The 24,418-nt window shown below is 59.7% G+C and carries 25 protein-coding genes; 13 read left to right on the top strand and 12 right to left on the bottom strand.

The window, feature by feature from the left end:
• Positions 1–6: 6 nt before the first annotated feature.
• Positions 7–2,556: a methyl-accepting chemotaxis protein gene (locus QD461_RS24660; protein ID WP_414090084.1), complete on the bottom strand. Its 2,550-nt coding sequence runs from the start codon at positions 2,554–2,556 to the stop codon at positions 7–9.
• Between the two features lie 334 nt (positions 2,557–2,890).
• On the opposite strand from QD461_RS24660, the gene QD461_RS24655 reads away from it, so the two are divergent.
• The 3 genes from QD461_RS24655 to mobB are packed head-to-tail and all read left to right on the top strand — an operon-like array spanning position 2,891 to position 4,990.
• Positions 2,891–3,802, top strand: a complete 912-nt coding sequence (locus tag QD461_RS24655) for a DMT family transporter (RefSeq protein ID WP_414090083.1) — start codon at positions 2,891–2,893, stop codon at positions 3,800–3,802.
• A gap of 10 nt (positions 3,803–3,812) precedes the next feature.
• Positions 3,813–4,463: a molybdenum cofactor guanylyltransferase MobA gene (gene mobA / locus QD461_RS24650; RefSeq protein ID WP_414090082.1), complete on the top strand. Its 651-nt coding sequence runs from the start codon at positions 3,813–3,815 to the stop codon at positions 4,461–4,463.
• On the top strand, positions 4,460–4,990 hold the full coding sequence (gene mobB, locus QD461_RS24645; RefSeq protein WP_184703981.1) for a molybdopterin-guanine dinucleotide biosynthesis protein B: 531 nt from the start codon (positions 4,460–4,462) through the stop codon (positions 4,988–4,990). The genes mobA and mobB overlap by 4 nt, the downstream gene beginning before the upstream one ends.
• 47 nt (positions 4,991–5,037) lie before the next feature.
• Here mobB and QD461_RS24640 read toward each other — a convergent pair whose 3' ends face one another.
• Positions 5,038–7,560 (bottom strand): OmpA family protein, encoded by a 2,523-nt coding sequence (locus tag QD461_RS24640; RefSeq protein ID WP_414090081.1) that lies wholly within the window; start codon positions 7,558–7,560, stop codon positions 5,038–5,040.
• 369 nt (positions 7,561–7,929) lie between these two features.
• Here QD461_RS24640 and QD461_RS24635 point away from each other — a divergent pair, with 369 nt between their 5' ends.
• The 4 genes from QD461_RS24635 to QD461_RS24620 all read left to right on the top strand — a co-directional run bounded on the left by QD461_RS24635 (position 7,930) and on the right by QD461_RS24620 (position 10,916).
• Positions 7,930–8,712 (top strand): lysine/arginine/ornithine ABC transporter substrate-binding protein, encoded by a 783-nt coding sequence (locus QD461_RS24635; RefSeq protein ID WP_184703979.1) that lies wholly within the window; start codon positions 7,930–7,932, stop codon positions 8,710–8,712.
• Between the two features lie 118 nt (positions 8,713–8,830).
• On the top strand, positions 8,831–9,643 hold the full coding sequence (locus QD461_RS24630) for an ABC transporter permease (RefSeq protein ID WP_414090080.1): 813 nt from the start codon (positions 8,831–8,833) through the stop codon (positions 9,641–9,643).
• On the top strand, positions 9,640–10,470 hold the full coding sequence (locus tag QD461_RS24625; protein WP_184703977.1) for an ABC transporter permease: 831 nt from the start codon (positions 9,640–9,642) through the stop codon (positions 10,468–10,470). Before QD461_RS24630 ends, QD461_RS24625 begins: the two co-directional genes overlap by 4 nt.
• A gap of 179 nt (positions 10,471–10,649) precedes the next feature.
• Positions 10,650–10,916, top strand: a complete 267-nt coding sequence (locus tag QD461_RS24620; RefSeq protein WP_184703976.1) for an usg protein — start codon at positions 10,650–10,652, stop codon at positions 10,914–10,916.
• A 47-nt stretch (positions 10,917–10,963) separates the two neighbouring features.
• On the opposite strand, the gene QD461_RS24615 is transcribed toward QD461_RS24620, so the two are convergent.
• Positions 10,964–11,689 (bottom strand): DUF2270 domain-containing protein, encoded by a 726-nt coding sequence (locus QD461_RS24615; protein WP_184703975.1) that lies wholly within the window; start codon positions 11,687–11,689, stop codon positions 10,964–10,966.
• A gap of 146 nt (positions 11,690–11,835) precedes the next feature.
• Here QD461_RS24615 and QD461_RS24610 point away from each other — a divergent pair, with 146 nt between their 5' ends.
• The 4 genes from QD461_RS24610 (at position 11,836) to QD461_RS24595 (ending at position 14,288) form a co-directional block, all read left to right on the top strand.
• Positions 11,836–12,660 (top strand): methyltransferase domain-containing protein, encoded by an 825-nt coding sequence (locus tag QD461_RS24610; protein WP_414090079.1) that lies wholly within the window; start codon positions 11,836–11,838, stop codon positions 12,658–12,660.
• A gap of 128 nt (positions 12,661–12,788) precedes the next feature.
• Positions 12,789–13,481, top strand: a complete 693-nt coding sequence (locus QD461_RS24605) for a glutathione S-transferase family protein (RefSeq protein WP_414090078.1) — start codon at positions 12,789–12,791, stop codon at positions 13,479–13,481.
• Entirely contained in the window at positions 13,474–13,815 is a 342-nt protein-coding gene (locus tag QD461_RS24600; protein ID WP_414090077.1) for an ArsR/SmtB family transcription factor, read from the top strand. Before QD461_RS24605 ends, QD461_RS24600 begins: the two co-directional genes overlap by 8 nt.
• Positions 13,812–14,288, top strand: a complete 477-nt coding sequence (locus QD461_RS24595; protein ID WP_414090076.1) for an SRPBCC family protein — start codon at positions 13,812–13,814, stop codon at positions 14,286–14,288. The genes QD461_RS24600 and QD461_RS24595 overlap by 4 nt, the downstream gene beginning before the upstream one ends.
• Here the strand turns inward: QD461_RS24595 and QD461_RS24590 are convergent.
• The 4 genes from QD461_RS24590 to QD461_RS24575 all read right to left on the bottom strand — a co-directional run bounded on the left by QD461_RS24590 (position 14,285) and on the right by QD461_RS24575 (position 18,294).
• On the bottom strand, positions 14,285–15,085 hold the full coding sequence (locus QD461_RS24590) for an ABC transporter ATP-binding protein (RefSeq protein WP_414090075.1): 801 nt from the start codon (positions 15,083–15,085) through the stop codon (positions 14,285–14,287). The two genes, QD461_RS24595 and QD461_RS24590, sit on opposite strands and share 4 nt — an antisense overlap.
• Before the next feature lie 10 nt (positions 15,086–15,095).
• The gene (gene ssuC, locus QD461_RS24585; protein ID WP_414090074.1) at positions 15,096–15,932 is read right to left on the bottom strand and encodes an aliphatic sulfonate ABC transporter permease SsuC; all 837 of its coding nucleotides are present in this window, start codon (positions 15,930–15,932) and stop codon (positions 15,096–15,098) included.
• Positions 15,933–15,956: 24 nt separating this feature from the next.
• Complete coding sequence (ssuD, locus tag QD461_RS24580; RefSeq protein WP_184703968.1) at positions 15,957–17,132, bottom strand: FMNH2-dependent alkanesulfonate monooxygenase; 1,176 nt, start codon at positions 17,130–17,132, stop codon at positions 15,957–15,959.
• A gap of 193 nt (positions 17,133–17,325) precedes the next feature.
• The gene (locus QD461_RS24575) at positions 17,326–18,294 is read right to left on the bottom strand and encodes an aliphatic sulfonate ABC transporter substrate-binding protein (protein WP_414090073.1); all 969 of its coding nucleotides are present in this window, start codon (positions 18,292–18,294) and stop codon (positions 17,326–17,328) included.
• 267 nt (positions 18,295–18,561) lie between these two features.
• On the opposite strand from QD461_RS24575, the gene QD461_RS24570 reads away from it, so the two are divergent.
• Entirely contained in the window at positions 18,562–19,434 is an 873-nt protein-coding gene (locus QD461_RS24570) for an NAD(P)-dependent oxidoreductase (RefSeq protein ID WP_414090072.1), read from the top strand.
• Between the two features lie 61 nt (positions 19,435–19,495).
• Here QD461_RS24570 and QD461_RS24565 read toward each other — a convergent pair whose 3' ends face one another.
• The 3 genes from QD461_RS24565 to QD461_RS24555 form a co-directional block, all read right to left on the bottom strand.
• Positions 19,496–19,984, bottom strand: coding sequence for an Lrp/AsnC family transcriptional regulator (locus QD461_RS24565; RefSeq protein ID WP_068388031.1), 489 nt, complete (start codon positions 19,982–19,984; stop codon positions 19,496–19,498).
• 66 nt (positions 19,985–20,050) lie between these two features.
• Positions 20,051–20,683: a uracil-DNA glycosylase family protein gene (locus tag QD461_RS24560; RefSeq protein WP_414090071.1), complete on the bottom strand. Its 633-nt coding sequence runs from the start codon at positions 20,681–20,683 to the stop codon at positions 20,051–20,053.
• Positions 20,673–21,251 (bottom strand): thermonuclease family protein, encoded by a 579-nt coding sequence (locus QD461_RS24555; protein WP_210325530.1) that lies wholly within the window; start codon positions 21,249–21,251, stop codon positions 20,673–20,675. Before QD461_RS24555 ends, QD461_RS24560 begins: the two co-directional genes overlap by 11 nt.
• A 126-nt stretch (positions 21,252–21,377) precedes the next feature.
• Between QD461_RS24555 and QD461_RS24550 the strand changes: the two genes are divergently transcribed.
• The gene (locus tag QD461_RS24550; protein WP_184703963.1) at positions 21,378–22,907 is read left to right on the top strand and encodes a sensor histidine kinase; all 1,530 of its coding nucleotides are present in this window, start codon (positions 21,378–21,380) and stop codon (positions 22,905–22,907) included.
• Between the two features lie 130 nt (positions 22,908–23,037).
• Here the strand turns inward: QD461_RS24550 and QD461_RS24545 are convergent, their stop codons facing one another.
• Positions 23,038–23,430 carry a diacylglycerol kinase gene (locus tag QD461_RS24545; protein WP_414090070.1) on the bottom strand — a complete coding sequence of 131 codons (393 nt, stop codon included), beginning with the start codon at positions 23,428–23,430 and terminating at the stop codon, positions 23,038–23,040.
• Positions 23,431–23,617: 187 nt separating this feature from the next.
• Positions 23,618–24,418: nicotinate-nucleotide--dimethylbenzimidazole phosphoribosyltransferase (locus QD461_RS24540; RefSeq protein WP_414090068.1), on the bottom strand; the 801-nt coding region annotated here is incomplete at its 5' end.

Genomic DNA, 24,418 nt, shown 5'->3' with positions numbered 1-24,418 from the left:
CGCTTGTTAGGCAGCGCGATAACGGGCCTCGGCGATGCCATGGCTTTCAGAACCCACGTCGCCCTCGCCCGTCCGGAAGCGATCGATCTTCTCGGAGAGCATATCGACACGCTGGCGCAGGCCATGAATCTCGGCGTTGTTTTCTTCGACCATCGCCGCGTTCCGCTGGGTGATCAGCTCGACTTCGGAAACAGCGCGGGTCACTTCCTCGATGCCGGTCGACTGCTCGGTGGTCGCAGACGAAATATCGGCGACGAGCCTCTGGACGCCGGTGACGTGGCTGATGATCTCGGCCAGTGCGGCGCCAGTCTGCTCAACCAGATGAACGCCATTCTGGACTTGCGAGGAGCTGGCCGAAATCAGGCCCTTGATCTCCTTCGCCGCATTGGCGCAGCGCTGCGCAAGTTCGCGCACTTCCTGCGCGACCACGGCAAAGCCTCGGCCCGCTTCGCCCGCGCGGGCAGCCTCAACACCTGCGTTCAATGCGAGAAGGTTGGTCTGGAACGCAATCTCATCGATGACGCCGATGATCGTCGCGATCTTTTCCGACGAACGATTGATCTCGCTCATCGCGCCCACGGCACGGGCGACAACTTCGCCGGACTGGGTGGCGTAAGCCTGCGTCTCGTTGACGGAGGTCGCCGTCTGGCGTGCACGGTCGGCCGTCGAGCGCACCACGTCGCTGAGGCGATGCAGTGCCCGCGAGCTTTCCTCAAGCGCTGCCGCCTGCTGCTCGGTGCGCCGCGCCAGATCGTCCGCCGACATAGCGAGATTACCGGTGCCGCCCTTGATCTCTTCGGCAGTGTAGCGAACGTCCGTCAGCGTCTCGCGGAGGGCTTCGATGGCGTGATTGTAAGTGAAGGCCATCTCGACGAAATCCGCCGACAAGTCCTCGCGCATGCTTTCTTCCAGATTGCCGTCGGCAAGCTTGGCAAGGACATCGGCAAGCGCATTGAGAGCCTGCTTCTGTTCGGCTTCGATGCGGGCACGTTCAGAAGCCCGGCGAGCAGCCTCCTCAGCCGAAAGCGCCCGAGCGCTCTCTGCCTCCCGCTCCAGCCGCACGTTCTCAAGCGCAGCGTCACGGAAGACACTGACCGAGCGGACCATATCTCCGATTTCGTCGCCACGATTGCGTCCGTCGATCGCAACCTCCAGATCGCCGCTTGCAAGGCGTGTCATGATCTCGGTAACGCGCTTCAGCGGTGCACGTAAGGTTTCCACAAGCATCAAGCCGCCGACGATCGCAAGCAGCGTGCCGAGGATCATGGCGATCACGGAAACATTGGCCGAGCGCTCGCTGTCTTCCTTGCCGAGTTCCTGTGCCTGGGCCACGAAGCCGCGCAACGACGTCATGGCACCGGCCAGCAGAGTATTGGACTGAACCCGCGTCGTCTTCCAGTCTGCCGAAGTCTGCAGCAGATCGGCAGAGCTATTGGTGAGGCTGTCGATCAGCGGTTGGACATGCGCGGCAAAATCTCGCATCGTCGCATTGGTCTGGCCGAGCGCTGAAATTTTCACAGCCGCGGCCTGCAAATCCTTGAGATCAGCCACGACAGGCTCGCGCGACGCAGCGTCGCGGACGTTCTCCATGCGCGATGCATGCAGCGTCAGGCGATCGACGATGCCGAGCGCTCCGTCGACACGATCGAGAAGCTCCTTCTGGCCGTCGATGATCTTGTCCAGGCTGACGAAACGATCCGCGGCGGTATCGCTATTCTTGGCCGATTGCAACGTCATGTCGGCCTCGATCTTCACAAAGCTCTGCAGGATCGGTCCCATAGCCTCGACTTTCTGGTCGGGCGTGGCGGAGCCCTTCAGCACGGCGTCGAGCTTGTCGGCAGCGTCGGCGGCATTGGTGACGAGCGGGGCGCCGCGCTTGGATACCAGTGCCTTCGACACCGCTACCTGCTTCAGTATGGCATCGGCGTAGGTGCGGGCATCGGAGATCTCTTCGGTGGAATCCGCCGCCATCTGCACTTGAATACGCAGATTGCTCATCTTCTCCGAAAGGCCCTTATAGGCGGCTGCGTCGTAGAGCAGCTCCTTGGCGAAGGTTTCCTTGTCGTTGAAGTCCTTGCGGATGATGTCGATCTGCTTGCCTGCGGCCTTGCTTGCGACCTCGATGGCCTGCACGGCCTTGCGGATAGCTTCGACATCGGCATCCTGTTTCTGGCGGATGGACCAGAGGGTCGCCTGTTGCGCGCGCATCTTGGCGGCGAGCTCGTTGACCGGCACGATCTTGGCGCGCTGATCGTCGCTCAGCAGCCCGCTCAGCCGGTGAACGCCTTGCTCCTGAGCATCGATCTTGTCGCTCAGCGCCTGACGCGTTTCGCCTGACGGGGCTGCCGTGAACTCCAGAAGAGCGGCCTGAAGATTTTCAAAATCACTAATGTTTTCTATGGTTGCACGCGTCACGGTCATGTGACCGTTGAGAATATTGGCGGTGTGATAGCCGACGAGACCGACGCCAGCGATGAGAACCACCAGGGGGACCACGAAGATTAGAACCTTGGTCACAATCCGACGGCTTTGCAAAAGACGATCAATGAAAAACATGCGGCGCCCCAAAATGGATCTATTAAGTCTTCGGAGTTGGCCGGACCGTCATTCCCGCTGCGCTGCCGTAGATGCTTCTGCCTCATGCAAAACCGCAGAGAGCCTCAAGAAATAAGATTGAATAAGGATTAATCGCGCCGCCAAAACCGGTTGGGCCGGCAAGTTTTTACAACCTACACAGTATTTTGCAACCAAAAGAAGAAAGATTGGTCGGCTCGCAACAACTCTGCTGCGTCGCACAATAGAATTGGCGCGCGGCAAGATGGCTGACGATTCCAATTTGGGAAAAACGGCGCTAATCCGGAGTGGTGTATACGGGGACTCATTCATACCAATGCAATTGACCAAGAACATGCGAGGCGCGCTTTTCATGGCCGCTGCCATGGCGGGCTTCTCCTGTAGCGACGCACTGTCCAAGACAGTCATCGCCAGCATGAATGCCGGCCAGATCATTCTCATCCGTGGCATCTTCACCACGCTCTTCGTTTACCTGCTTGCCCGCAGAATGGGAGCCTTGCGATCCTGGAAGGTCATTTTGCAACCTATGGTCGCGCTACGCATCGCCTGTGAGGCGATAGCTGCTGCGACCTACATCACCGCTTTGGGGATGATGCCGATCGCCAATGCATCGGCAATCCAGCAGGCCGTTCCCCTCGCCGTAACGCTCGGAGCGATGATATTCCTGAAAGAGCCTGTGGGGTGGCGGCGCTGGACGGCCATTCTCGTTGGCTTCGCCGGCGTGCTGATCATCATCCGGCCGGGACCGGATGGGTTCACCCTGGCCGCTCTGCTGGTCACGGCCTGCATGTTCGCGACCGCTGCGCGCGATCTGGCAACGCGCTGCATCAGCAACGACATACCGTCTCTGATGGTTACGATGTGCACAGCCGTTTCGATCACAATTTTCGGAGCGTTCTGCATCGTCCCTTTTGGCGGTTGGCAGCCGGTGAGCACGACGTCGCTCTTGGAGATCCTGCTGGCTTCCGTTCTGGTATTGATCGGCTATCAATCCGTCATCCTGGCCATGCGCACTGGTGAAATCTCCTTCGTTGCACCGTTCCGCTACCTGAGCCTCATCTGGTCCACCCTGCTCGGCATGATCGCCTTCGGAGAAATGCCTGACGGCTGGTCGATGATCGGCGCCGCGATTGTCATCACGTCAGGCATCTATACATTCTACCGGGAAAACAAACGGCGGGCTGCCGAGCGCATGGCGCAGCAGGCAGAAGCGCGTATTCCTGCCTGAGGTCGATACCATGCCGCGCTATATTGCAGATGCCGCCGATATTCCCGTGGTTCTTCTCGCAGGCGGACGCTCAAGCCGCATGGGTATGAACAAGGCCTTCGCGATGCTCGGCAACCTGCCCCTCCTTACCCGCATCATGGCGCGCATTGGACAAACGCAGAGGAAGCCGTTGTCACTGAATGCCGATGCCGATTGGCCCGACGCTATGGGGCTGAGGCTGGTTCCGGACACGCATCCGGGCAAACTCGGCCCGCTTGCCGGTGTGCTCGCCGCGCTTCAGGATACTGCAAGGCATTATCCGGATGTCTCGCATGTCGCCACGGTGCCTATAGACAGCCCCTTCTTTCCCGTCGATCTTGTCGTGCGGCTGGCCGAAGCGATCCAGGGCAGCAATGAAGCCGCAATTCCCGTATCGCTCGATCAGGATCATCCCGTCTTCGGCCTCTGGCCGATTTCCGTCATCGACGACCTAGAAACATGGATCGTCAGCGATCCGAGAAGGCGTGTAAGGGATTTTCTAGCACGCCACACGGTGCGGCGGGTGGAGTTTCCGACCATTCAGACCTCGATCGGCCCCCTCGATCCCTTCTTCAACGTTAATACGCCGGACGATCTCGTCGAGGCGGAAAAATGGCTGGCAGCATTGGAAGAAATGTTATGACGCTATCTCGACCGAAAATCTTCGGTATCGCGGGCTGGAAGAACTCCGGAAAAACCGGCCTTGCCGTGCGCCTTGTCACCGAATTCACACGGCGAGGTTACCGGATTTCGACGATCAAGCATGCACATCATGATTTCGATATAGACAAGGTAGGCGCCGACAGTTTTCGCCATCGCGAAGCCGGAGCACACGAGGTCACCATCGTTTCGGGCACGCGCTATGCCATCATGCATGAATTGCGTGGCGCACCCGAGCCGGATTTCGAAGAAATACTGGCACGCCTCGCCCCTTGCGACCTTGTCCTGATCGAAGGCTATAAACACGAGCCGATCCCGAAGATCGAGGCCCGTCGCCTGGACGCAGCAAAGAGAGAGCCACTCGCTCCTCAGGATCGCTACATCGCAGCCATAGCGGCCGACCATCCCGTCGAGGACGCCGGCTCGCTTACCGTCTTCGACCTCGATGACACCGTTGCGATTGCCGATTTCATCGCGGCGACCATCGGTCTCGGTGAGCTGGAAAAATAAAAGGCCGTCGGTTTCCCGGCGGCCTCCATTCCTGTGTCAGCGAACGCTTACCGCTTTGCGACCGGACGAACCAGCGGCGTGATACGCCGGATAGTGACGCGGCGGTTTTCCTGCGACGGGCCGAGCGTATTCACCTTGAGATACTGCTCGCCATAGCCCTGTGTCACCAGGTTCTCGGCCGGAATTCCGTAGACATCCGTGAGAACATTGGCGACGGATTCCGCACGGCGGTCCGACAGAATCAAGTTGCTCTGGGCCGACCCGACCGCATCCGTGTGGCCTTCGATGAGGAAGGTCTCGGTCGGGTCACGCTGGATGACCTTGGAAATGCCGTCCGCAACCCCACGCAGCGTACTTGCCTGCGTCATCGGAATATCGGCGCTGCCGGTCGCGAAAGTGATCGTATCAAGGTCGATACGGCGGATCTTGTCGCGAATACGAGCCGAATAGCGCACTTCGTTGACCGAATAGATACGCTCGACCGGCTCGACCGGCGGTTCCCGCAGGAAGTCGTAGTAGTTCGCATTGCGGTTGGATGCCGTGTCGATGATGTACTGGCTCAACGGAATGAGCAGGCGCATCGGCGGCAGATCGTCACCCGGATCGCGGAAGTAGTCGTCACGATCCGGCCGATCTTCAAGCTCTGGCGAATAGAACAGGACATATTCACGGCCGCGGGCATCGACACGCGAGCGCTGGATGATGTCGCCGTAGCGATTGCGGATGGTGATGATCCGGTCGCCATTCGGCTGATCGATGGTTTCGCGATAGCGATCCCGCGGCAACTGCTCATAGGTCGGCCGCTCGCCGCCGCGGACGAAGCGGTCGGTGTCGTCATGGCGAACAACATAGTTGTTGTCGACATTCACGATGGTGCGATTGTCCTGATTGATGATCGTCTGGACCGTTGTGCCCTGCGGCGGGACAAAATCCGGACGGCGATCGATGCGGCGACCCTGCTCACTGGTCACAGCCTCGATCTTGACGGGCGGTTGCGGCTGTCCACCGGCCGGTACGCGCTGCGCATCGGCGTCGGAGGTCGGCGGCTTGGTGTAGGCCGGCGGCGGCTGCTGAGCGGGGTTGTTCTGGGCCTGCCCATTCTGCCCCTGACCGGCTTGACCTTGGCCAGCCTGAGCGCCGGGAGTGCCGGGGTTCTGGCCACCATTCAGATGCTCGCCGCGACGGACGGAATCCTTCTGGCTGTCGAGCACGGCGCTGCCATTCTCGACCGGCAGAATGACCGGACCTTTTGCAGAACCCGGGTTTTCCGCGATCTTCTTGCGGCGCTCCAGCTCCTGCGGCGAAACCTGTTCGGCCGGCGGCACCTGGATTTCGCCAGCCTGCTGGCCGCCATTGGCGGCAGGAGGCGTTGCGTTGCCTTGGGCAGGCGCCTCGGCCCCGTTGGCAGGCTGCTGCTTGCCGGGTTGCGTCGTCGTCTGATTCCCCGGCTGTACCGGCTGCCCCTGCGGCTCGCCCTTTGTGGCCGGCTGCTGTGGATTAGCGGCCGGCTGCTGCGGATTGGCGGCTGGCTGTTCGCCCTGCTGCTGCCCCTGCGGCTGCTTGCCATGCGTCTTGTCGGCGGGCTTCTGCCCTTGCTCGGTGCCGGGCGCTACCTGCGTTCCGGGCTGTGCCGCGGGCTGCTCCTGCTTCGCGGGCTGCTCCTGCTTCGCAGGCGGCGTCTTCTCGCCCTTGGGCGGCTGGGCGGCCGGTGTCTGCGGCTGATCCGCCGGCTGCTGTGCTGGCGCCTCGGGCTGAGCCTGCTTCTTCGGGTGAGCGCTCTGGTCGGGTTGCGCCTGCTTTGCCGGCTCCTGCTGAGTTTGCGGCTCGGCAGTGGCGGGAGCTTCCTTCTGCACGGGAGCGGGTTGCTGCGCCTTCGATTCAGGCTTTGCCTTGGGCTGAGGTTTTGCCTCCGGCTGCGCTTCCACAGCAGGCTGCTGCTCTACTTTCGGCTGCGGAGCCTCGGCAGGCTGCTTTGCCTCCGGCTGCTTGCCTTTATGCTTGAGCTGGGGCGCTTCCGGTTCGGCTTCGGGAGCGACCGCCTTGGGTTGCGGCTTTGCTTGAGGTTGGGCTTCAGGCTGGGCCTGCGGCTCCTCGGCCGGCTGCTGGCGCTGCTTCTTCGGCTCCGGCGGAGCTTCTGCCGCCGGCTGCTGCTTCTGCGGCTTCGGCTGCTCCTGCTCAGCGGGCTGCTGGTGCTCGGCCTTCGGCGGCTGCGCTTCCGGCTGTGCCTGCTTCTGCGGCTTCGGTTGCGGCTGCGCTTCGGGTTCGGCCTGCTTCATCTGGTGCTGTGGCTCGGCGCCGCCCTCAGGCTTTTGACCCTCGTGCTTCTGGCCCTGCGGCTCGCCTTCGGCCGGCTTCTTGTGCTTGAGTTGCTCTTCTTCAGGCTGGGCGGCCGGCGCCTCCTGCTGAGCCACTTCGAAACTTGCAGTGGCACCCGCCGTTCCGACGATGCCATTGTTCAGCGGCGCGATGGGCTGCTCGCGCAGCGCCGCAGCTGCCGCCGGCTCGAATACGAGCGAAAAAGAAAGCAGCGGAAATGCGGCGCTGGCAAATAGTCTGGATCGCTTACCCATATGGGGTCTCCTCTTATAATCTTTGTCTGCCGAATTGCGAATCTCAGCCGGCAAGGCGATGCCTTACGAAGCAGGCCATTTTCCGGTTCTCGTAAGGCTGAATCGCGGCAAGCCGCTATATGTTCCCAAACTATTAGGTTGCAGCCATTAACCCTGGCTGAACGTATTGGACGGCTTCCGTTCAGATTTACCGGCAGCGCCTTCCCTTCCTCGTCGGATCGCGTGACGATGAGATCCTTCGTAATTCCAGTTGCAATTTCCGAAAAAAAAGTACGAATATCGCGCCAAGGCGGGTCACCGACCCGCTCCACTCGAGCCGCCCGCCAAGACATAATAATGGGCTGACGGCCACCACCAGAGAGGATCAATATGCGCATCTCCACTCGTCTCTTTGCCGCTGCCTCCTTCGCTGCGATGTCGCTTCTTGCCGGCGCCGCGCTGGCTGACGGCGACACGATCGTCTTCGGCACCGATGCGACCTACCCGCCTTTCGAATCGCTGGAAGCAGGCGGCAAGTTCGTCGGTTTCGACATTGATATAGCCAATGCGCTTTGCGATCAGATGAAGGTCAAGTGCAGTTTCATAAACCAGGACTTCGACGGCATCATCCCGGCCCTGCAGGCCAAGAAGTTCGACGCTGTCATCTCGTCCATGTCGATCACGCCTGAGCGCCAAAAGATCGTCGACTTCACCGATAAGGTCTACAACACGCCGCCGGCGATCGCCGTGCCAAAGGATTCCACCGTCAAGGAAGCAACCGACGAAGCCTTGAAGGGCAAATCCATCGGCGCTCAGTCCTCCACGACCCACGCCAACTATGCGACGGTTCACCTGAAGGACGCCGAGCTGAAGCTCTATCCGTCGGCCGACGAATACAAGCTCGACCTCGGTAACGGCCGCATCGACGCCGCCATCGACGACGTCGTTGTGCTGTCGCAGTGGGTCAAGTCGGATGCCGGCTCTTGCTGCAAGATGCTCGGCACACTGAAGACCGACCCGGTCATCAACGGCGTCGGCGCCGGCATTGCCATCCGCAAGGGCGACACCGCTCTCAAGGAAAAGCTGAATGCCGCGATCGCTGCGATCCGCGCCAACGGCACCTACAAGAAGATTCAGGACAAGTACTTCGATTTCGACGTTTACGGCGGCTGATCGCCTGTCGATTCCTTGGGAAAAGACGACGGCGGAAGCTTGCTCTTCCGCCGTTTTTGTTTGACAACGAGAACAATACAAGCAGAAACGCGGCAAAAGCCGCCAGGGGAAATAAAGCATGAGCGGATTGTTTTCCGCCGTAGGTTCGTTGTGGACCTGGTTGAGTACGATATTCGACCCATTGTGTGGTCCGGCTGGTCTGTTCACCATCTACAGCATGTTCAGCCCGCACACGATGCTCGCCTGCGGCGACGCCGGCTGGGGCGACGAACTGGCCGGCGGCCTGAAGATTACCATTGCGGTCTCTCTCGCGACGCTGCCGTTGGGGATCGTCATCGGCTTCTTTGTCGCACTCGCCCAGCAATCGGAAGAAAAGTCATTGAGACTTGCCGCGGGCGTCTTCACAACAATCTTCCGCGGCCTGCCAGAGCTTCTGACGCTCTTCATCATCTATTATGGCCTGCAGATCCTGCTACAATCCGTGCTCGCCAAATTCGGCTATGACGGGCCTATCGAGATCAATGCCTTTGCTGCCGGCATGGTGGCACTGGCAATCGTCTTTTCCGCCTATTGCTCCGAAGTGCTGCTATCTGCCTTCAAGGCCATACCGAAGGGTCAGTACGAAGCGGGCGATGCCCTCGGCTTCCATCGGGCCCGCACCATGCGGCTGATCATCGTTCCACAGCTCGTGCGCATCTCGCTGCCGAACCTCGGGAACCTCTGGATGAACCTACTGAAGGATACATCCTACGTGTCGATCATCGGCCTTGCGGATATTATCCGCCAGACCGGCATCGCGGTACGCGCCACCAAGGCACCCTTCACCTTCTATTCGATCGCCTGCCTGTTCTATCTGACGCTGGCCGTCATTTCCTCGATCGGCCTCTTCTATCTCGATCGATGGGCCAAACAAGCGGAGGTTCATCGATGAGCCATGCCGAGGTTCTGATAGCGGCGCAACCGGCGCCGCCGCAAACTGCGAAAAAACTCTCCAAGGCCCGGGTCGCCGGTTATTTCTTCCTGACCCTCTGGGCCATTCTCGGCATCGCATTGATTGCGATGATCGTTTTCGGGTGGGACGTCGACAAGCTCGAAACCTTTGGGCCGCGGCTGGTCAACGGCCTGGGGATCACCATCAAGCTCGTCGCCATATCCTTCATTCTTGGCGCCATCCTGTCGATACCGCTGGCCTTCGCCCGCATGTCGAACAACAAGGTCTTGAGCACGCTAACCTATTGCTATGTCTATCTGTTCCGCGGCACACCGCTTCTGGCGCAGATATTCATGGTGTATTACGGTTTCCCGAGCTTCCGCTGGTTCTTCGAAGACATCGGCATGTGGTGGTTCTTCAAGGATCCGTTCTATTGCGGCGCCTTCGCCATGACGCTCAACACCGCCGCCTATCAGACGGAGATCGTTCGTGCCGCCATCCAGAGCGTGCCGAAGGGGCAGAGGGAAGCTGCCAATGCGCTCGGCATCCACACCTGGATCGCCTTCCGCAAGATTATCATCCCCCAGGCGCTCATCGTCGCCCTGCGCCCATACGGCAACGAGATCATCCTCTTGATCAAGAGCTCGGCAACCGTCTCCATCATCACCGTCTATGACCTGATGGGTGAGACCCGATATGCCTTCTCCCGCACATATGATTATCAGATCTATCTCTGGGCGGCGATTTTCTACCTGGTGATCGTCGAGTTCATGAGAAACGGCTGGGCATGGATGGAAGGCCGGCTGACACGCCACCTCAAGCGTTGAGCAGGTAAAGGCGGCGCAAGCCGCCTTTACTGGCAGCACTCGCGCATAATCGCTGCTAACGCATTGATTTTTTGTGCGAAATTCTGTATGTGACACTTTTGTAAAGCTTGAGTTTACCTTGAGCTGTTTCCATATCTTAGTGACCATGAGTCACGAACAAGAATGGAAAGAGAAAGCTCATGCACGACGACATGCAGAAGCAGTTGCGAGGCTATGGCTTGACGACGGCGCAAATCCTGTACCGTCTGCCCGACCATCCGCAATTTCTCCAAACCTACATCTGGCAGGACTATGACCTTGCGCCGAACTTCCCGGAAATGCGCGGTTTCCTGAAGTTCTGGCAGGAGACGCTTGACGGGCCGCTGCATTCGGTCCGCTACGTTCACCGCAAACTGATCTCGGCGACCGAGTGGCGGGCTCTGAAAGGCGAATTCATCCTGCATTGAGACGATATCCGAGCGCGCAACGCTGCCGCGCGGCGACAACGCCGCTGTCAGACATGCGCTTCGCCATGGATGAAGTCCCCATCATCCGGCCCACGATGGAGCGTGCCGTAGAGAACGGCGGCATAGAAAGCTGCGACGAGCACTATAACGAACCAGCCGGAGATCGGCCCAAGAGCCGCATTGTCGGTGACATAGCTCCATGAGTGTGCCGCCTCCTGCACGGAAGCATCCGTTTGCAGTCTTGGCGTCGAGATTTTCAGGATCCAGGCAAGAAGCAGGATCGCGTACATCCAGCAGTAATTGCGCCGCAACCGTCGCTGCGCAGCCTCAGCGTAACTGAGCAACAGCCGCGGGGCACGCAGGCTGGTCGCAATCGGCAACGCCCAATCGAAATTAGGATCGGCCTGTGGTGCCAGGATCTGCGCAAAATAATGCCGCTCAAGCTGGCGCACCCGCGAACGGTAGACATCGAAAAAGCGATATCGCCGCGCCTCGATCATCAGCAGCAACGTGATCAGCATCATCCCGAACAGCAGCACCCCGTGATGCGACGAAGGTGTCGACAGGGATACGGACAGCAGGGCCGCAACCACCGTGATCGCCCAGTTCGACGTCCGGTCGATGCGATCGCGCCAGCTCGTCATCCGCGCAAGCTCGCCGCGATAATAATGGGTCAGCGTATTCGTGACTTCCGCCGATGTTGACGGCAGCGAGGGACGGCTGCGCTCGGTCGGGCCGCCTGTCGAATTCGGTGCAGTCAGTTCGGTATCCATTGTTGTTCCTCCCTTGTTTTTTTGTTCGGATAGCGCCCCAAAACTTTCCGTCGTCGGTCGCGATATTCTGCGCCTCCGTCGCAAGCATTGCAAAAGCTGATCAGGCATTTTAATGCCTGCAGAACAAACAGAAGGGCTGCTGAACCATGGCAAAGAAGAAGATCGACGAAGACGCGCTGGCGGAAGCCTATAATCGGGCATTGGCGCTGGAAAAGGCGGGCGATATCGACGCCGCGGTCAAGGCCTATGAAGAGGTTCTCGCGCTCGATCCGGAAGACCACGGCGGCGCCGCTGTGCGCATCGCTTCGATGGGCCGCGGTGAAACGCCGGTAAAGGCGCCCGACGCTTATGTCGAGACGCTGTTCGACCAGCATGCCGAAGTCTTCGAAGACGTGCTCGTCGAGCAGCTCGGCTACCACGTTCCGGTTCTTGTTCGCCAGCGCCTGCAGACGCTCGGTCTCGGTCCGTTCAAGCGCATGCTCGATCTCGGCTGCGGCACGGGCCTGACCGGCAGCACCCTGCGGGATATCGTCGATGACATCACCGGCATCGATATCTCTGAAAACATGGTCGAAGTCGCCCATGAGAAAGACGTCTATGAGACGCTTTTCGTGGCTGAGGTCGAGGATTTCCTTGACGACAATGACGAGGAGCCCTTCGACCTCATAACCGCCACCGACGTTCTGCCTTATCTCGGCGCGTTGGAACCGCTGTTTTTCGGCGCAGCGGAAAATATGACGCCGGGTGGCCTCTTCATCTTCTCCTCCGAGACTTTGCCCGAAGCGACGATGGCGGGACGCTCCTACATGGTAGGCCCGCATCAGCGCTTTGCACATGCCGAAGCTTATGTTCGCGAACGGCTGACGGCGACCGGATTCGAGCTTGTCGAAATCACCGACATCAATGTGCGGATGGAAGACGGCCAGCCGACACCGGGTCATCTGATCATCGCCCGTCGCCTCGCCGATTGACATCGCCGGCTTCAAGTGGAAAATAGTTATCCATATGGATAACTATTTTCTTGCCCAACAATCATCGAGTTGATACTTAGCCAATTAGATAAGTTTTAACTCGCTCTTGGTTTTGGAAAGGCCGCCCAATGTCGCTCACACTCTACCAGCATCCCCTCGCCTCATTCTGCCACAAGGTGCTGATGGCGCTTTATGAAAACGGCACGCCGTTCGAGAGCCAGATCATCGATCTCGGCAATGAGGGATCGCGCGCATCGCTGGTGCGCCTCTGGCCGCTCGCCAAATTCCCGGTGCTTCGCGATGACGCACTCGACAGCACCGTCCCGGAAACCAGCATCATCATCGAGTATCTCGATAGGCACTACCCCGGCGCATCACCACTATTGCCGACAGATCCCACCGATGCGCTGTGCGTGCGGCTTTGGGACCGCTTCTTCGACCTATACGTTCAGGACCCGATGCAGAGAATCGTCGCCGACGTGCGCCGGGCAGATGGCGATCGAAGCCCGCAGGGCGTTGCCGAGGCGCAGGCATTGCTGCGCACCGCCTATGGAATGATCGAGAAGCAGCTGGACGGCAAGACCTGGATCACCGGCGACAACTTGACGATGGCTGATTGCGCCGCAGCACCAGGCCTGTTCTATGCTGAAACCGTTCTTCCATTCGGCGAGGAACATACGCGGCTGAAGGCCTACTACAAGCGCCTCCTCAACCGCCCATCCTTTGCCCGCGTCCTGGAGGAAGCCATGCCCTATTTCCACATGTATCCCTATAGTGAGAAACTGCCGGCGCAATTCCGGCCGGAAAAACCGAATGCTTGAAGACGCGCAAGCACTCGACCGCATGTTCCAGGCCCTGTCCGATCAAAGCCGGCGCGGTATGATCGACAGGCTTGGGCGCGGACCTGCGTCCGTCACTGAATTGGCTCAGCCCCTGGACATGGCATTGCCGACCGTGATGAAACATCTACAGGTGCTGGAAACCAGCGGGCTGGTTCTTTCGAAAAAAGCGGGCCGGGTGCGGACTTTTCATCTTCGCAAGGAGGCGCTTGCAGCCGTCGAGCGATGGATTACCGAACGCAAGGCATCCTGGAACAGAACCTTCGACCGGCTCGACATCTTTCTGGCCGATGCTTCGACGGAGACGGACGAATGAGTGCAAGATCGACAGACCATACGACGATCACCATCGAGCGTCACTTCAAGGCGCCGCTGTCACGCGTCTTCAATGCCTGGGCAATCCCCGAACACAAGCAGCAATGGTTTGCCTGCCATGGTGAGTGGAAGCAGCTGGATTTCCAGCTCGACTTCCGCTCCGGCGGCAGTGAAAGCAACCGCACCGCCGCAACGGATGGTGTCGTGCATGCCTATGAGGCGCGCTATATCGACGTCATCCAGAATGAGCGCTTCATCTACGCCTTCGACATGATGCTCGATGAGGTCAGAATTTCCGTATCGCTGGCAACGGTCAGCTTCGCCCCGGAACCCGGCGGCACGAAGATGACCTTCGTCGAACAGGTCGTATTCCTCGACGGCTACAGCGACAACGGCTCAAGACTGATGGGCACGGAAATCGGCTTCGACAACCTCAGGCTCTATGTCGAAGGAGACGATGGCAGGCCGAATTAACCCCTGGCGCCACCAAGAATGGCGCCCAGAAGCTGCCCTTCGAGCTCCGCCAGTGCGGGATTACCGTGACGGCGGGGGTGAGGATAAGGAATGTCGAGATCGAGCACGATCCTGCCCTCATCCAACACCACGACCCGATCCGCCAGATGCACCGCTTCGCTAACGTCGTGCGTGACAAGCACCGCTGTAAAACCAAGCTCGCGCCAGACGCGGTTCAGTAATTCCTGCATGCTGATGCGGGTGAGCGCATCCAATGCGCCAAGCGGCTCATCAAGCGCGAGGATTCCTGGCTTGCTGACGAGTGCGCGCGCCAACGCAACGCGCTGCTTTTGCCCGCCGGAAAGGTTGGAGGGCCATTCGCCAGTCTTTTCGGCGAGCTGGACTTCGGAAAGGACGGATGCAGTCTCCTTGCGGGACACCTCCTGCGGCACACCCTCCCCCAGACCGACTGCAACATTGTCGGCGACGGAAAGCCATGGCAGCAGGCGCGGCTCCTGAAAGACGATGCGAGTATTGGGCTGTGTATTGCTGCGATCGGACGCCTCGAAGCGCAGATGCCCGGCACTCGGCTCTTCCAGCCCCATCAGAATGCGCAGCAATGTACTCTTGCCGCAGCCGCTCTTGCCGATGACAGCAACGAACTGACCGGCAGGAATATCGAGATCTATGCCGCGCAGGACGCGATTGTTTCCGAAACTCTTCTCCAGGCCCCTGATATGGATGGCCGCAGCACCCGCAGCTCTCGGAACCGCATGTTCGGCGTCCGTCGGTGCGCGATCGAGTATGGTGACACTCATGACAGGATCCTCAATTCTGATAGGCTGGATTCCATCGCAGAGCCCTACGCTCGATCGTCCGTGCGACGACATCGGCGAGCTTGCCGAGGATGGCGTAGACGACCAGCGTCAGGACGACTACGTCGGTCATGCCGAATTCGCGTGCATTGTTGGCCATGTAACCGATGCCTGACGACGCCGCGATCGATTCCGCCACGATGAGCGTCAGCCACATGATCCCGAGCGCGAAGCGCAGCCCGACAAGGATGGACGGCAAGGCACCGGGAAAGATCACTTTCCGGAATAGCGTCCAGTTGCTCATGCCATAGACCCGTCCCATCTCGATCAGCCCGCTATCGACATTGCGCACGCCATGATAGGTGTTGAGATAGATCGGGAAGAGCACGCCGAGCGCCGTCAAGAACAGCTTCGACTCCTCGCCGATACCGAACCAGAGGATGACGAGCGGCACCATGGCGAGGTGTGGAATGGTGCGCAGCATCTGCAGCGTCGTATCCGTCAGCTGCTCGGAGAGTTTCGATACGCCGTTGGCGATGCCGAGGAGAAAGCCGATTGCGCCGCCGACCAGCAGCCCCGCAAAAGCGCGGCTGGCGCTGACGAGGATATTGTTCGGCAATTGGCCGGAGATCGTGGTCTGCCAGAAGGCGACCACGACAGCTGCCGGTGATGGCATGATGCGGGTGGAGATCCAGCCAGCCGATGAGCCGAGCTGCCACGCCGCGACAACGACGATTGGCAGCAAAAAAGACAGAAATCCCTGCAGAGAGATGGCTTGTCTCCTGGCCTTGACTGGCTGGGCGCGACGCTCTGAGCCTACACGGACGAAGGACGTATCGAATGCCGACATGAGGATCTCCCTGGACGGATGGCGTTACGAGCCGGAAACCACCTTCAGATTGCCGCCATGGCTGCCGCCGGCGAAGATCTGTTTGGCGCCGAATTCGTTGCGGAATCCGGCGCGCTGCTCCTCGCGGCTCAGGCCAAGCTCGGGGAATAGGAGTTCCGCCACACGATAGGCTTCTTCCAGATGCGGATAGCCGGAGCCGATCACCGTTTCGATGCCAAGCTCCTGATACTCCCGCAGCCTTGCAGCCACCGTCTTCGGCGAGCCCACCAGTGCCGTCCCGGCGCCGGCGCGCACCAGGCCGACACCAGCCCAGAGGTTCGGCGACACTTCGAGCTTGTCGCGACGGCCGCCATGCAGCGCCGCCATACGCTTCTGCCCGACGGAATCCGACTGCGTGACGAATTGCTCCTGCGCCTCGCGGATCGTCTCGTCGTCGAGCTTGGAAATCAGCTTCTCGGCGGCGGCCCATGCTTCCTCATCCGTCTCGCGAACGATGAAGTGGAGGCGGATGCCGAAGCTCACTTCGCGGCCACGCTTGGCCGCCGCGGCGCGCACCTTTTCGATCTTTTCAGCCACCTGTGCCGGCGGCTCGCCCCAGGTCAGATACTTGTCGACCCGACCGACGGAGAAGTCGATACCGGCATCGGAAGAGCCGCCGAAATAGAGCGGCGGCCGCGGCGCCTGCACCGGCGGCAGGCCGAGCCGCGCATTGGTCGCCTTGATATATTTGCCTTCAAAGGTCGAAGACCCCTTCTCCAGCAACTCCTCCCAGACATGGAAGAATTCGTCGGCATGGGCATAGCGCTCGTCATGCTCGAGATGAATACCGTCGCCCGCCAGCTCCGCAGGACTGCCGCCAACAACGATGTTGAGGAGCACGCGACCGTTCGAAACGCGGTCGAGCGTCGAGGCGAGGCGCGCGTAATAGGCCGGCGACGCCGTGCCCGGCCGGATCGCAACCAGGAACTTCAGCTTCTGCGTATGGGCAGAAAGCGCAGCCGCCGTGACGAAGGATTCCTCGCAGGAAACGCCCGTTGGCAGCAGTACGCCGGAATAGCCGAGCCGATCGACCGCCTGCGCGATCTGCTGGAGATAGCCGATCTCGGGCCCCCGATTGAGATCGGCGGTGCCGAGATAGGTGCCGTCGCCGGATGTCGGAATGAACCAGAGGAAATCGATGGGTTTTTCGGTCGCGGTCATGACGTTTTCCTGTCTTCTGGATGCGCGTGATCGGAAGCCACTTCCCGATGCTCGTTACGGATAGTGACATAGACTATGGATTATATCGACAATGCAGATTTTCTATTGTCGTGTGCCGGACGGAATATTTTTGCCGAAACGACCCTCGCCCGTAGTGTTCGGCCGCAGGTCGCCGCGGCATCCCATGCCCTTATCAACTCGCCTTTGGTCGCCAGACGATATCGGTGATGCTAAGTTTTCTCGGGATGACACCGAGATTGTAGAACTCGTCGGCCAGCCCCTGCTGATAGGCGATGGCGGCGTCAGTGATGGTCGAGACGCTGCCGAGATTGGCGCCGGGGCGCGTCAACGTCACCCGTGTTATTGTCGAGGGAACGCCGGTAATTTCGGCAAGCGCGGCGATGCTTTCGTCGAGATTGGATTGAGCCGCCGCTCCGACCTTTGCAAGCTCGTCGATAACGTCGACGATGACCTGCGGGTTGCCCTTGGTGAAATCGGCGTTTGCCAGGAAATAGCTGAAGGAGTCGACGATGCCACGTGCGGTCGTCAAGATGCGGGTGTCCGGATCAGCCTCGGCGATGGCGAGATAAGGATCCCAGATGGACCAAGCATCGATCGCGCCGGTCTTGAAGGCTGCGGAAGCGTCCGGCGGCGCAAGGTCGAGTGCCTGAATGTCGCTGATACCAAGCCCTCCCTTGCGCAGCGCCTTGACGGTAACGTTATGGGCGCTGGAACCGCGCTTGAAGGCGACCTTCTTGCCCTTCAAGTCGGCGAGCGTCTGGATCGGCGAATCCTTGCGAACCAGAATGGCCGAGCCTTCGGGACTGCCGCTATAGAGGCCGACATAAAGGAGGTTGCCGTTGGCGGCCTGCGCAAAAAGCGGCGGCACATCTCCGGTGGCGCCAAAGTCGAGCGCACCTGCCCCGAGCGCTTCGAGGAGCGGCGGCCCGGAGGTGAACTCCGACCATTCGACGGAGATACCGCGATCGGAGAGCCGCTTTTCCAGCGCCCCCTTGCGTTTGGCAAGCGCCAGGACGCCATTCTTCTGCCAGCCGATGCGGAGTGTTGTCGCGGCCGCTGCGCGCGCCGAACGGATCGAGGGTAAAGCGAGGGTGGCTGCCGTGGCGCCCAGGAGGCCGAGTGTGTGTCTGCGCGAAATCATCGGAGATCCCTTTTCATAAGGCCCTGCCGCCCTCGCGGTCATCGGCTTGTTGTCGATATCTAAGGATCGCAAATCCATAGATTATATCGACAAAGGAATTTATGAAGTTTCTAAAGCATGGCGAAATTTCATTTCACAAATTAGGAAAATCAGAAACAGAATTCCAAATGCCATACCACGGTGACAAGTTCCTCCGCCGATCAGTCTTTCGCCTCATCGGGCTTTCAGCTAAGCCTTCGAGTCAAATTCGGTCAGGGAGTTACAAGAATGGCAAAGGTCTCATTCATCGGCATGGGCGTCATGGGCTATCCCATGGCCGGGCATCTAAAGATCAAGGGCGGACACGACGTTACCGTCTATAACCGGACCGCCGCCAAGGCTGAGGCATGGGCCAAGCAATATGACGGCAAGTTCGCCCCTACCCCGGCTGAAGCTGCCGAAGGCGCCGACTTCGTCTTCACCTGCGTCGGCAATGACGACGATCTGCGTTCGGTAACGACGGGCGAAAATGGCGTCCTCTCAACGATGAAGGCTGGGACGGTCCTTATCGATAACACGACCGCCAGCGCCGAAGTTGCCCGCGAACTCTATGCAGCAGCCAAGGATAGGAGGATCGACTTCATCGACGCTCCGGTTTCCGGCGGACAGGCTGGCGCGGAAAATGGCGTTCTCACAGTCATGTGCGGTGGCGATGAGGCTGTCTTCGAGAAGGCTCGCCCCGTGATCGACGCCTATGCCCGTATGGTTGGCCTGATGGGGTCGGTCGGCGCTGGCCAGCTGACCAAGATGATCAACCAGATCTGCATCGCCGGCATCGTCCAGGGCCTGGCCGAAGGCATCCACTTCGGCAAGCAGGCCGGGCTCGATATCGAAAAGGTCGTGGAGGTCATTTCCAAGGGTGCTGCCGGCTCCTGGCAGATGGAGAACCGCCACAAGACCATGAATGCCGGCAAATATGACTTCGGCTTCGCCGTGGACTGGATGCGCAAGGATCTGGGCATCGTGCTGGAGGAAGCGCGCCGTAATCAGGCCAAGCTGCCGCTCACGGCTCTCGTCGATCAGTTCTACGGCGACGTCCAGGCGATGGGGGGCAATCGCTGGGATACCTCCTCGCTGCTCGCGCGCCTGGACAAGAAATAAGAAAGCCGCCCCGGTTCAGGGGCTAAGCTGAGCGCCTCCTCGAAGCGGCGCTCAGCCGATTTCAGTCCTCGTTGGACTTGGCATTCTCGATCAGCATGTAATCGAGCGGCAGTTCCGTCGAATACTTGATCTGCTCCATCGCAAAGGCCGAGGAAACGTCGCGAATTTCGATCTTGGCGATCATCCGCTTGTAGAAGGCGTCGTAAGCGGCGATGTCCGGAACGACCACGCGCAGCAGATAGTCGACGTCGCCGCTCATGCGATAGAACTCGACCACTTCCGGGAAATCTGCAATCACCTCGGAGAAGCGCTTCAGCCATTCGATGGAGTGGCTATTGGTGCGGATGGAAACGAAAACCGTGACCTTGGTGTTGACCTTTTCCGGATCGAGCAGGGCCACGCGGCGGCGAATGACGCCATCCTCTTCCATCTTCTGGATGCGGCGCCAGCACGGCGTCGTCGACAATCCGACCTTCTTGGCAAGGTCGGCCACGGCCAGAGTGGAGTCCTCCTGCAGGAGGCGCAGGATTTTGCGGTCAAGACGGTCCATTTTTAGCATCCCTTCGAATTATATTCTCTCTATAGCCTATTTTGGGGACAAGAAAAGAAACTTGTTTCAAGAAATGAGGATTCTCACACGTTCTTGCAATGTCGGAAGCAGCTCCGTCTCGAACCAGGGATGACGCTTCAGCCAGCCGCTATTGCGCCAACTCGGGTGCGGCAGCGGCAATATGGCCGGCGACCGATTAGTCAGAAGATAGCGCCGCCAATCCGCGACCGTTTCCGTCATCGAGGCTTTCCGTTCCAGACCCAGATGCCATGCCTGGGCGTATTGCCCGATGGTCAGGATCAGCTCGATCTGCGGCATCGCATGCATGGCCCTTTGCCGCCATAGTGGCGCGCATTCCTTGCGCGGCGGCAAATCGCTGCCGGCCGCATCGTAGCCGGGAAAGCAGAAGCCCATCGGCAGAATGGCAAAATGATCGGGATCGTAGAAACTTTCGCGGTCGACATTCAACCACTGCCGCAAGCGATCGCCCGATGCATCGTTGAAGGCGAGACCACTCTCGTGGACGCGCAGACCCGGCGCCTGCCCGGCAATCAGGATGCGTGCCGTCGACGAAAGCGTGGCGACCGGTCGCGGCTCGTGGGGCAGCCGGTCCGCTTCACCCTTCGCCGGCATATCTCGACAGAAGCGGCAGGCGGCGATCTCCAGGCCCAGCGTCTGCAGCTCTGCTTCATTCGCCATGCGAACCCCATCCTATAGACTGTGAGATATAGTCGATCAGACCCTTCATCGGACCACCGGCTGCAGATTGTTTGCCACGTTCCTCGCGACGATAGTCGGCCGGGCGCTCGAAATCGCCGGCCCACACGCCTAGTTTCGCCTGACGTGCTATCCGCTCTTCAGCGGCATAACCACCATAGGACAGTGCCATGCCAGTGCGGACCAATGCGGCATTGATATCGACATCGCCAACCACGCATGTCACCAGCAGGCGACCGTAGCGATCCCTCTCTCCTCCCCGGCATTCCGGCCGACCAGTTTTAACGATTGTGACAAGAGCCTTGCGTGCCTCTTCGCCGCACGCCCAATCGGCGCCATCGCGCCGACATGGTTGCCGATATTCAGGCGCATCGATACCCTTGAGCCGCAAACGCTCGCCATTGGCGGAAAGCGTATCTCCATCGATGACGTAAAATTCGCCAGTTTGAACGGGTTCCGGCCGGTTATTCAGTTTCGACGCGAGCAGAGAGAGAATGCCGAGCAAAGCAAATGTGGCCACGCCGTCGCGAAAAAGGCGGCCTGACCGCATCACGTTCTTGCCTCCTTTAACAACAAATCCTTGGCGAAGATGGCAAACAAAACATTTCTCCGCAGCATCTTCTTAAGAATTGGCCGGTAGTCTCTAATCTCACTAAGACCAAGTTTCAATGAAACCATGAGAACCGGCGCTAGCACATCGACAGATAAAAACATCGTCGACCGATCACGCAGCCACCGCAACCGGGCTGTGTCGAAGGCCGTGCGGCAGACGCGTGAGCGCCTGCAGACGGGGCATAGCAGCAATTTCGACCGCGAACTCATGGACATGCACATCGACACGCTCCTGCAGAGCGCAGCGATAGTGCCGATCTTTGTCGTCGTCGTCGCAGCACTTGGGGTTTACCTCACCCGCGATGCCGCCATTTTCCTGTGGACCGTTCCGATCCTGGTGGCGCATGCCATCAACATGCTGCTCGGCAGACGGGCCAAAAAGCAGGAGATGACACTCGAAAGCGCCAGGAAGTGGCGGCAGCTCCTGTTGCTCGGACAGCTTCTGACTGGCCTCTGCTGGGCGATTTTCGCAATGCAGAATTGCTCGACCTGCGGCGGAGACAGTTTCAGCTTCTACAAGGGCACCACCCTGCTGGTGGCGATCTGCATCACGGCCATGGCAAGCTTCATGCTGCCGCGTGCCGTGCCCTTCGCATATGCGCCGCCTACGGTCGTGCTTGTCGTCACCGCAATCCTGACCCGAAAGCCCTCGGACATAGCGCTGACTGCAGCCATCTCCGTCGCGGTGATCTTCTTCACCTTCATCACCAACAGAATGTTCCAATCCAACCTGAAGATTCTCTCCTTCCAATCGGAAAAGGACGATCTGATCGCTGAATTGGAGGTCGCAAATTCCATGTCCGACGAGGCGCGCCGCCGTGCGGAGGAAGCAAATCTCGCCAAATCGCGCTTCCTCGCCTCCATGTCGCATGAGCTGAGAACGCCGCTGAACGCCATTCTTGGCTTCTCCGAAGTCATGTCCGCCGAAGTGATGGGGCCACTCAACAACCCGACCTACCGGGAATACACCACCGACATCCATCGATCCGGGCAGCATCTGCTGAACCTGATCAACGAAATCCTCGACCTCTCGCGCATCGAAGCTGGAAAATACGAGCTGAACGAGGAATCCATCTCGCTGCTCGATATCGCGGAAGATTGCATCGGCATGGTGCAGCTGCGCGCCCGCGCCAAGAACATCGCCATCTCCTCGCAGATCGAGCCGCAGCTTCCTTCCGTCTGGGCGGACGAAAAGTCGATGCGCCAGGTCATCCTCAATCTGCTGTCGAATGCGGTGAAATTCACCCCACAGGGCGGCGAAATCACCGTCAAGGTCGGCTGGACGGCGGGTGGCGGCGAGTATGTGGCGATCAAGGACAACGGCCCCGGCATTCCCGAAGAGGAAATTCCCGTGGTGCTCTCTGCTTTCGGCCAGGGCTCGATCGCCATCAAGAGCGCCGAGCAAGGCACCGGCCTCGGCCTGCCGATCGTGCAGGCGATCCTCGCCAAGCATGATGGTCAGTTCGTGCTGAAATCGAAGCTGCGCGAGGGCACCGAAGTCATCGCAATCCTGCCGGCCAAGCGCGTGCTGCAAAGCCTGCCAGCCGTGGAAGATGCGCCGCTTGCCGGACGTCGCAAGAAGAGCTTCGCCTGAGATCTGATGTTCTGCGCTTAGAGCATGATGCCGAAAAGTGTAAGCGGTTTTCGGACGGTATCATGCTCTACTTCTTTGATTCTAGAGAGGATTCAGATTTTAGGTGGACTCGACCTAAAATCATCCGGCTCTAGCGGAAAAACAGATGATTGCCGATGACGTAAAGCATGTACAGGCCGGAAGCGACCAGCATGCAAAGTACCGCGAATGAGCCGAGATCCTTGGCATGCTTGCCGACGTTGGAAATCTCGGGTGAGATGCGGTCGATGACCTCTTCGACGGCCGTATTCATCGCCTCGATCGCGAAGACGCCGAGAAAAAGCACCAAGGCGATGACGATTTCTCCTAGGCTCGCCCCGACGACGATCAGCAGGATCAGTGAAATCCCCGCAAATAGCAGTTCCTGACGGAAAGCCGATTCCTGAAGCAGCCGTTGAAAACCGCCCCATGAATAGCTGGCGGCGGCGAAGAAGTGCCGGATTCCGGTTTCCTTGGTGACTGTGGGTTTCGAAAACTCGGCCATGCCAGCTCCGCCGTAATGTCCCGACTGCAAATTTAGACGCCTTGCGAATACTGCCTCGCTTCCATTGAAGCAAGACGCCACGTCTGAACGCCTTTCAGAATTCATTACAGATTTATGACGCGAACCGATAGTTCCACAGCAAAATCGGTGGCGAAATGCCATTTCGGCACTTCGCCACCACATCCCGTCAATGCTTGTTGGTGACGCCCGCGCTGGCGAATGTCGCCATGCCAGAGTGGCATGCCGCGGCGGCCTTGACGATGCCGGCGGCGAGCGCCGCACCGGTGCCCTCCCCAAGGCGCATGCCAAGCGCCAGAAGCGGCGTCTTGCCGAGCTTCTCGATCGACTTCAGATGACCCGGCTCTCCCGAGACATGGCCGATCAGGCAGTGATCGAGCGCGGCCGGGTTGGCAGCCTTAAGAACGGAGGCGGCAGCCGTTGCGACATAGCCGTCGATGATGACGGGGATGCGTTCCATGCGTGCGGCCAGGATAGCGCCGGCCATGGCGGCAATTTCGCGCCCACCGAGGCGGCGCAGGATTTCGAGCGGATCGGAAAGGTGAGCGCGATGAAGTGCAACAGCCTTCTCGACTGCAGCGATCTTGCGCTTCAGCATCTCGCCCTCGGAGCCAGTTCCTGGCCCGACCCAGTCTTCCGCCTTGCCGCCGTAGAGCGCATAGTGGATCGCCGCGGCGATCGTGGTATTGCCGATGCCCATTTCGCCGATGCAGAGCAGATCCGTGCCACCGGCGATCGCTTCCATGCCGAAAGCCATGGTCGCCGCGCAGTCGCGCTCGCTGAGCGCCGGCTCCTCGGTGATGTCAGCCGTCGGAAAATCCAGCGCAAGGTCGAAGATCTTCAGACCGAGATCATAGGTGACGCAGATCTGGTTGATCGCAGCGCCGCCGGCGGCGAAATTCTCCACCATCTGCTGCGTGACGGAAGGCGGGAACGGCGTAATTCCCTGCTTGGTGACGCCGTGATTACC

Origin of the sequence: Rhizobium sp. BR 314, from assembly GCF_047445805.1 — a bacterium.
Classification (GTDB): Bacteria; Pseudomonadota; Alphaproteobacteria; order Rhizobiales; family Rhizobiaceae; genus Rhizobium; species Rhizobium lusitanum_B.
Note: the sequence above shows the minus strand (reverse complement) of the source record. Positions and strands in the feature narration are given on the sequence as shown.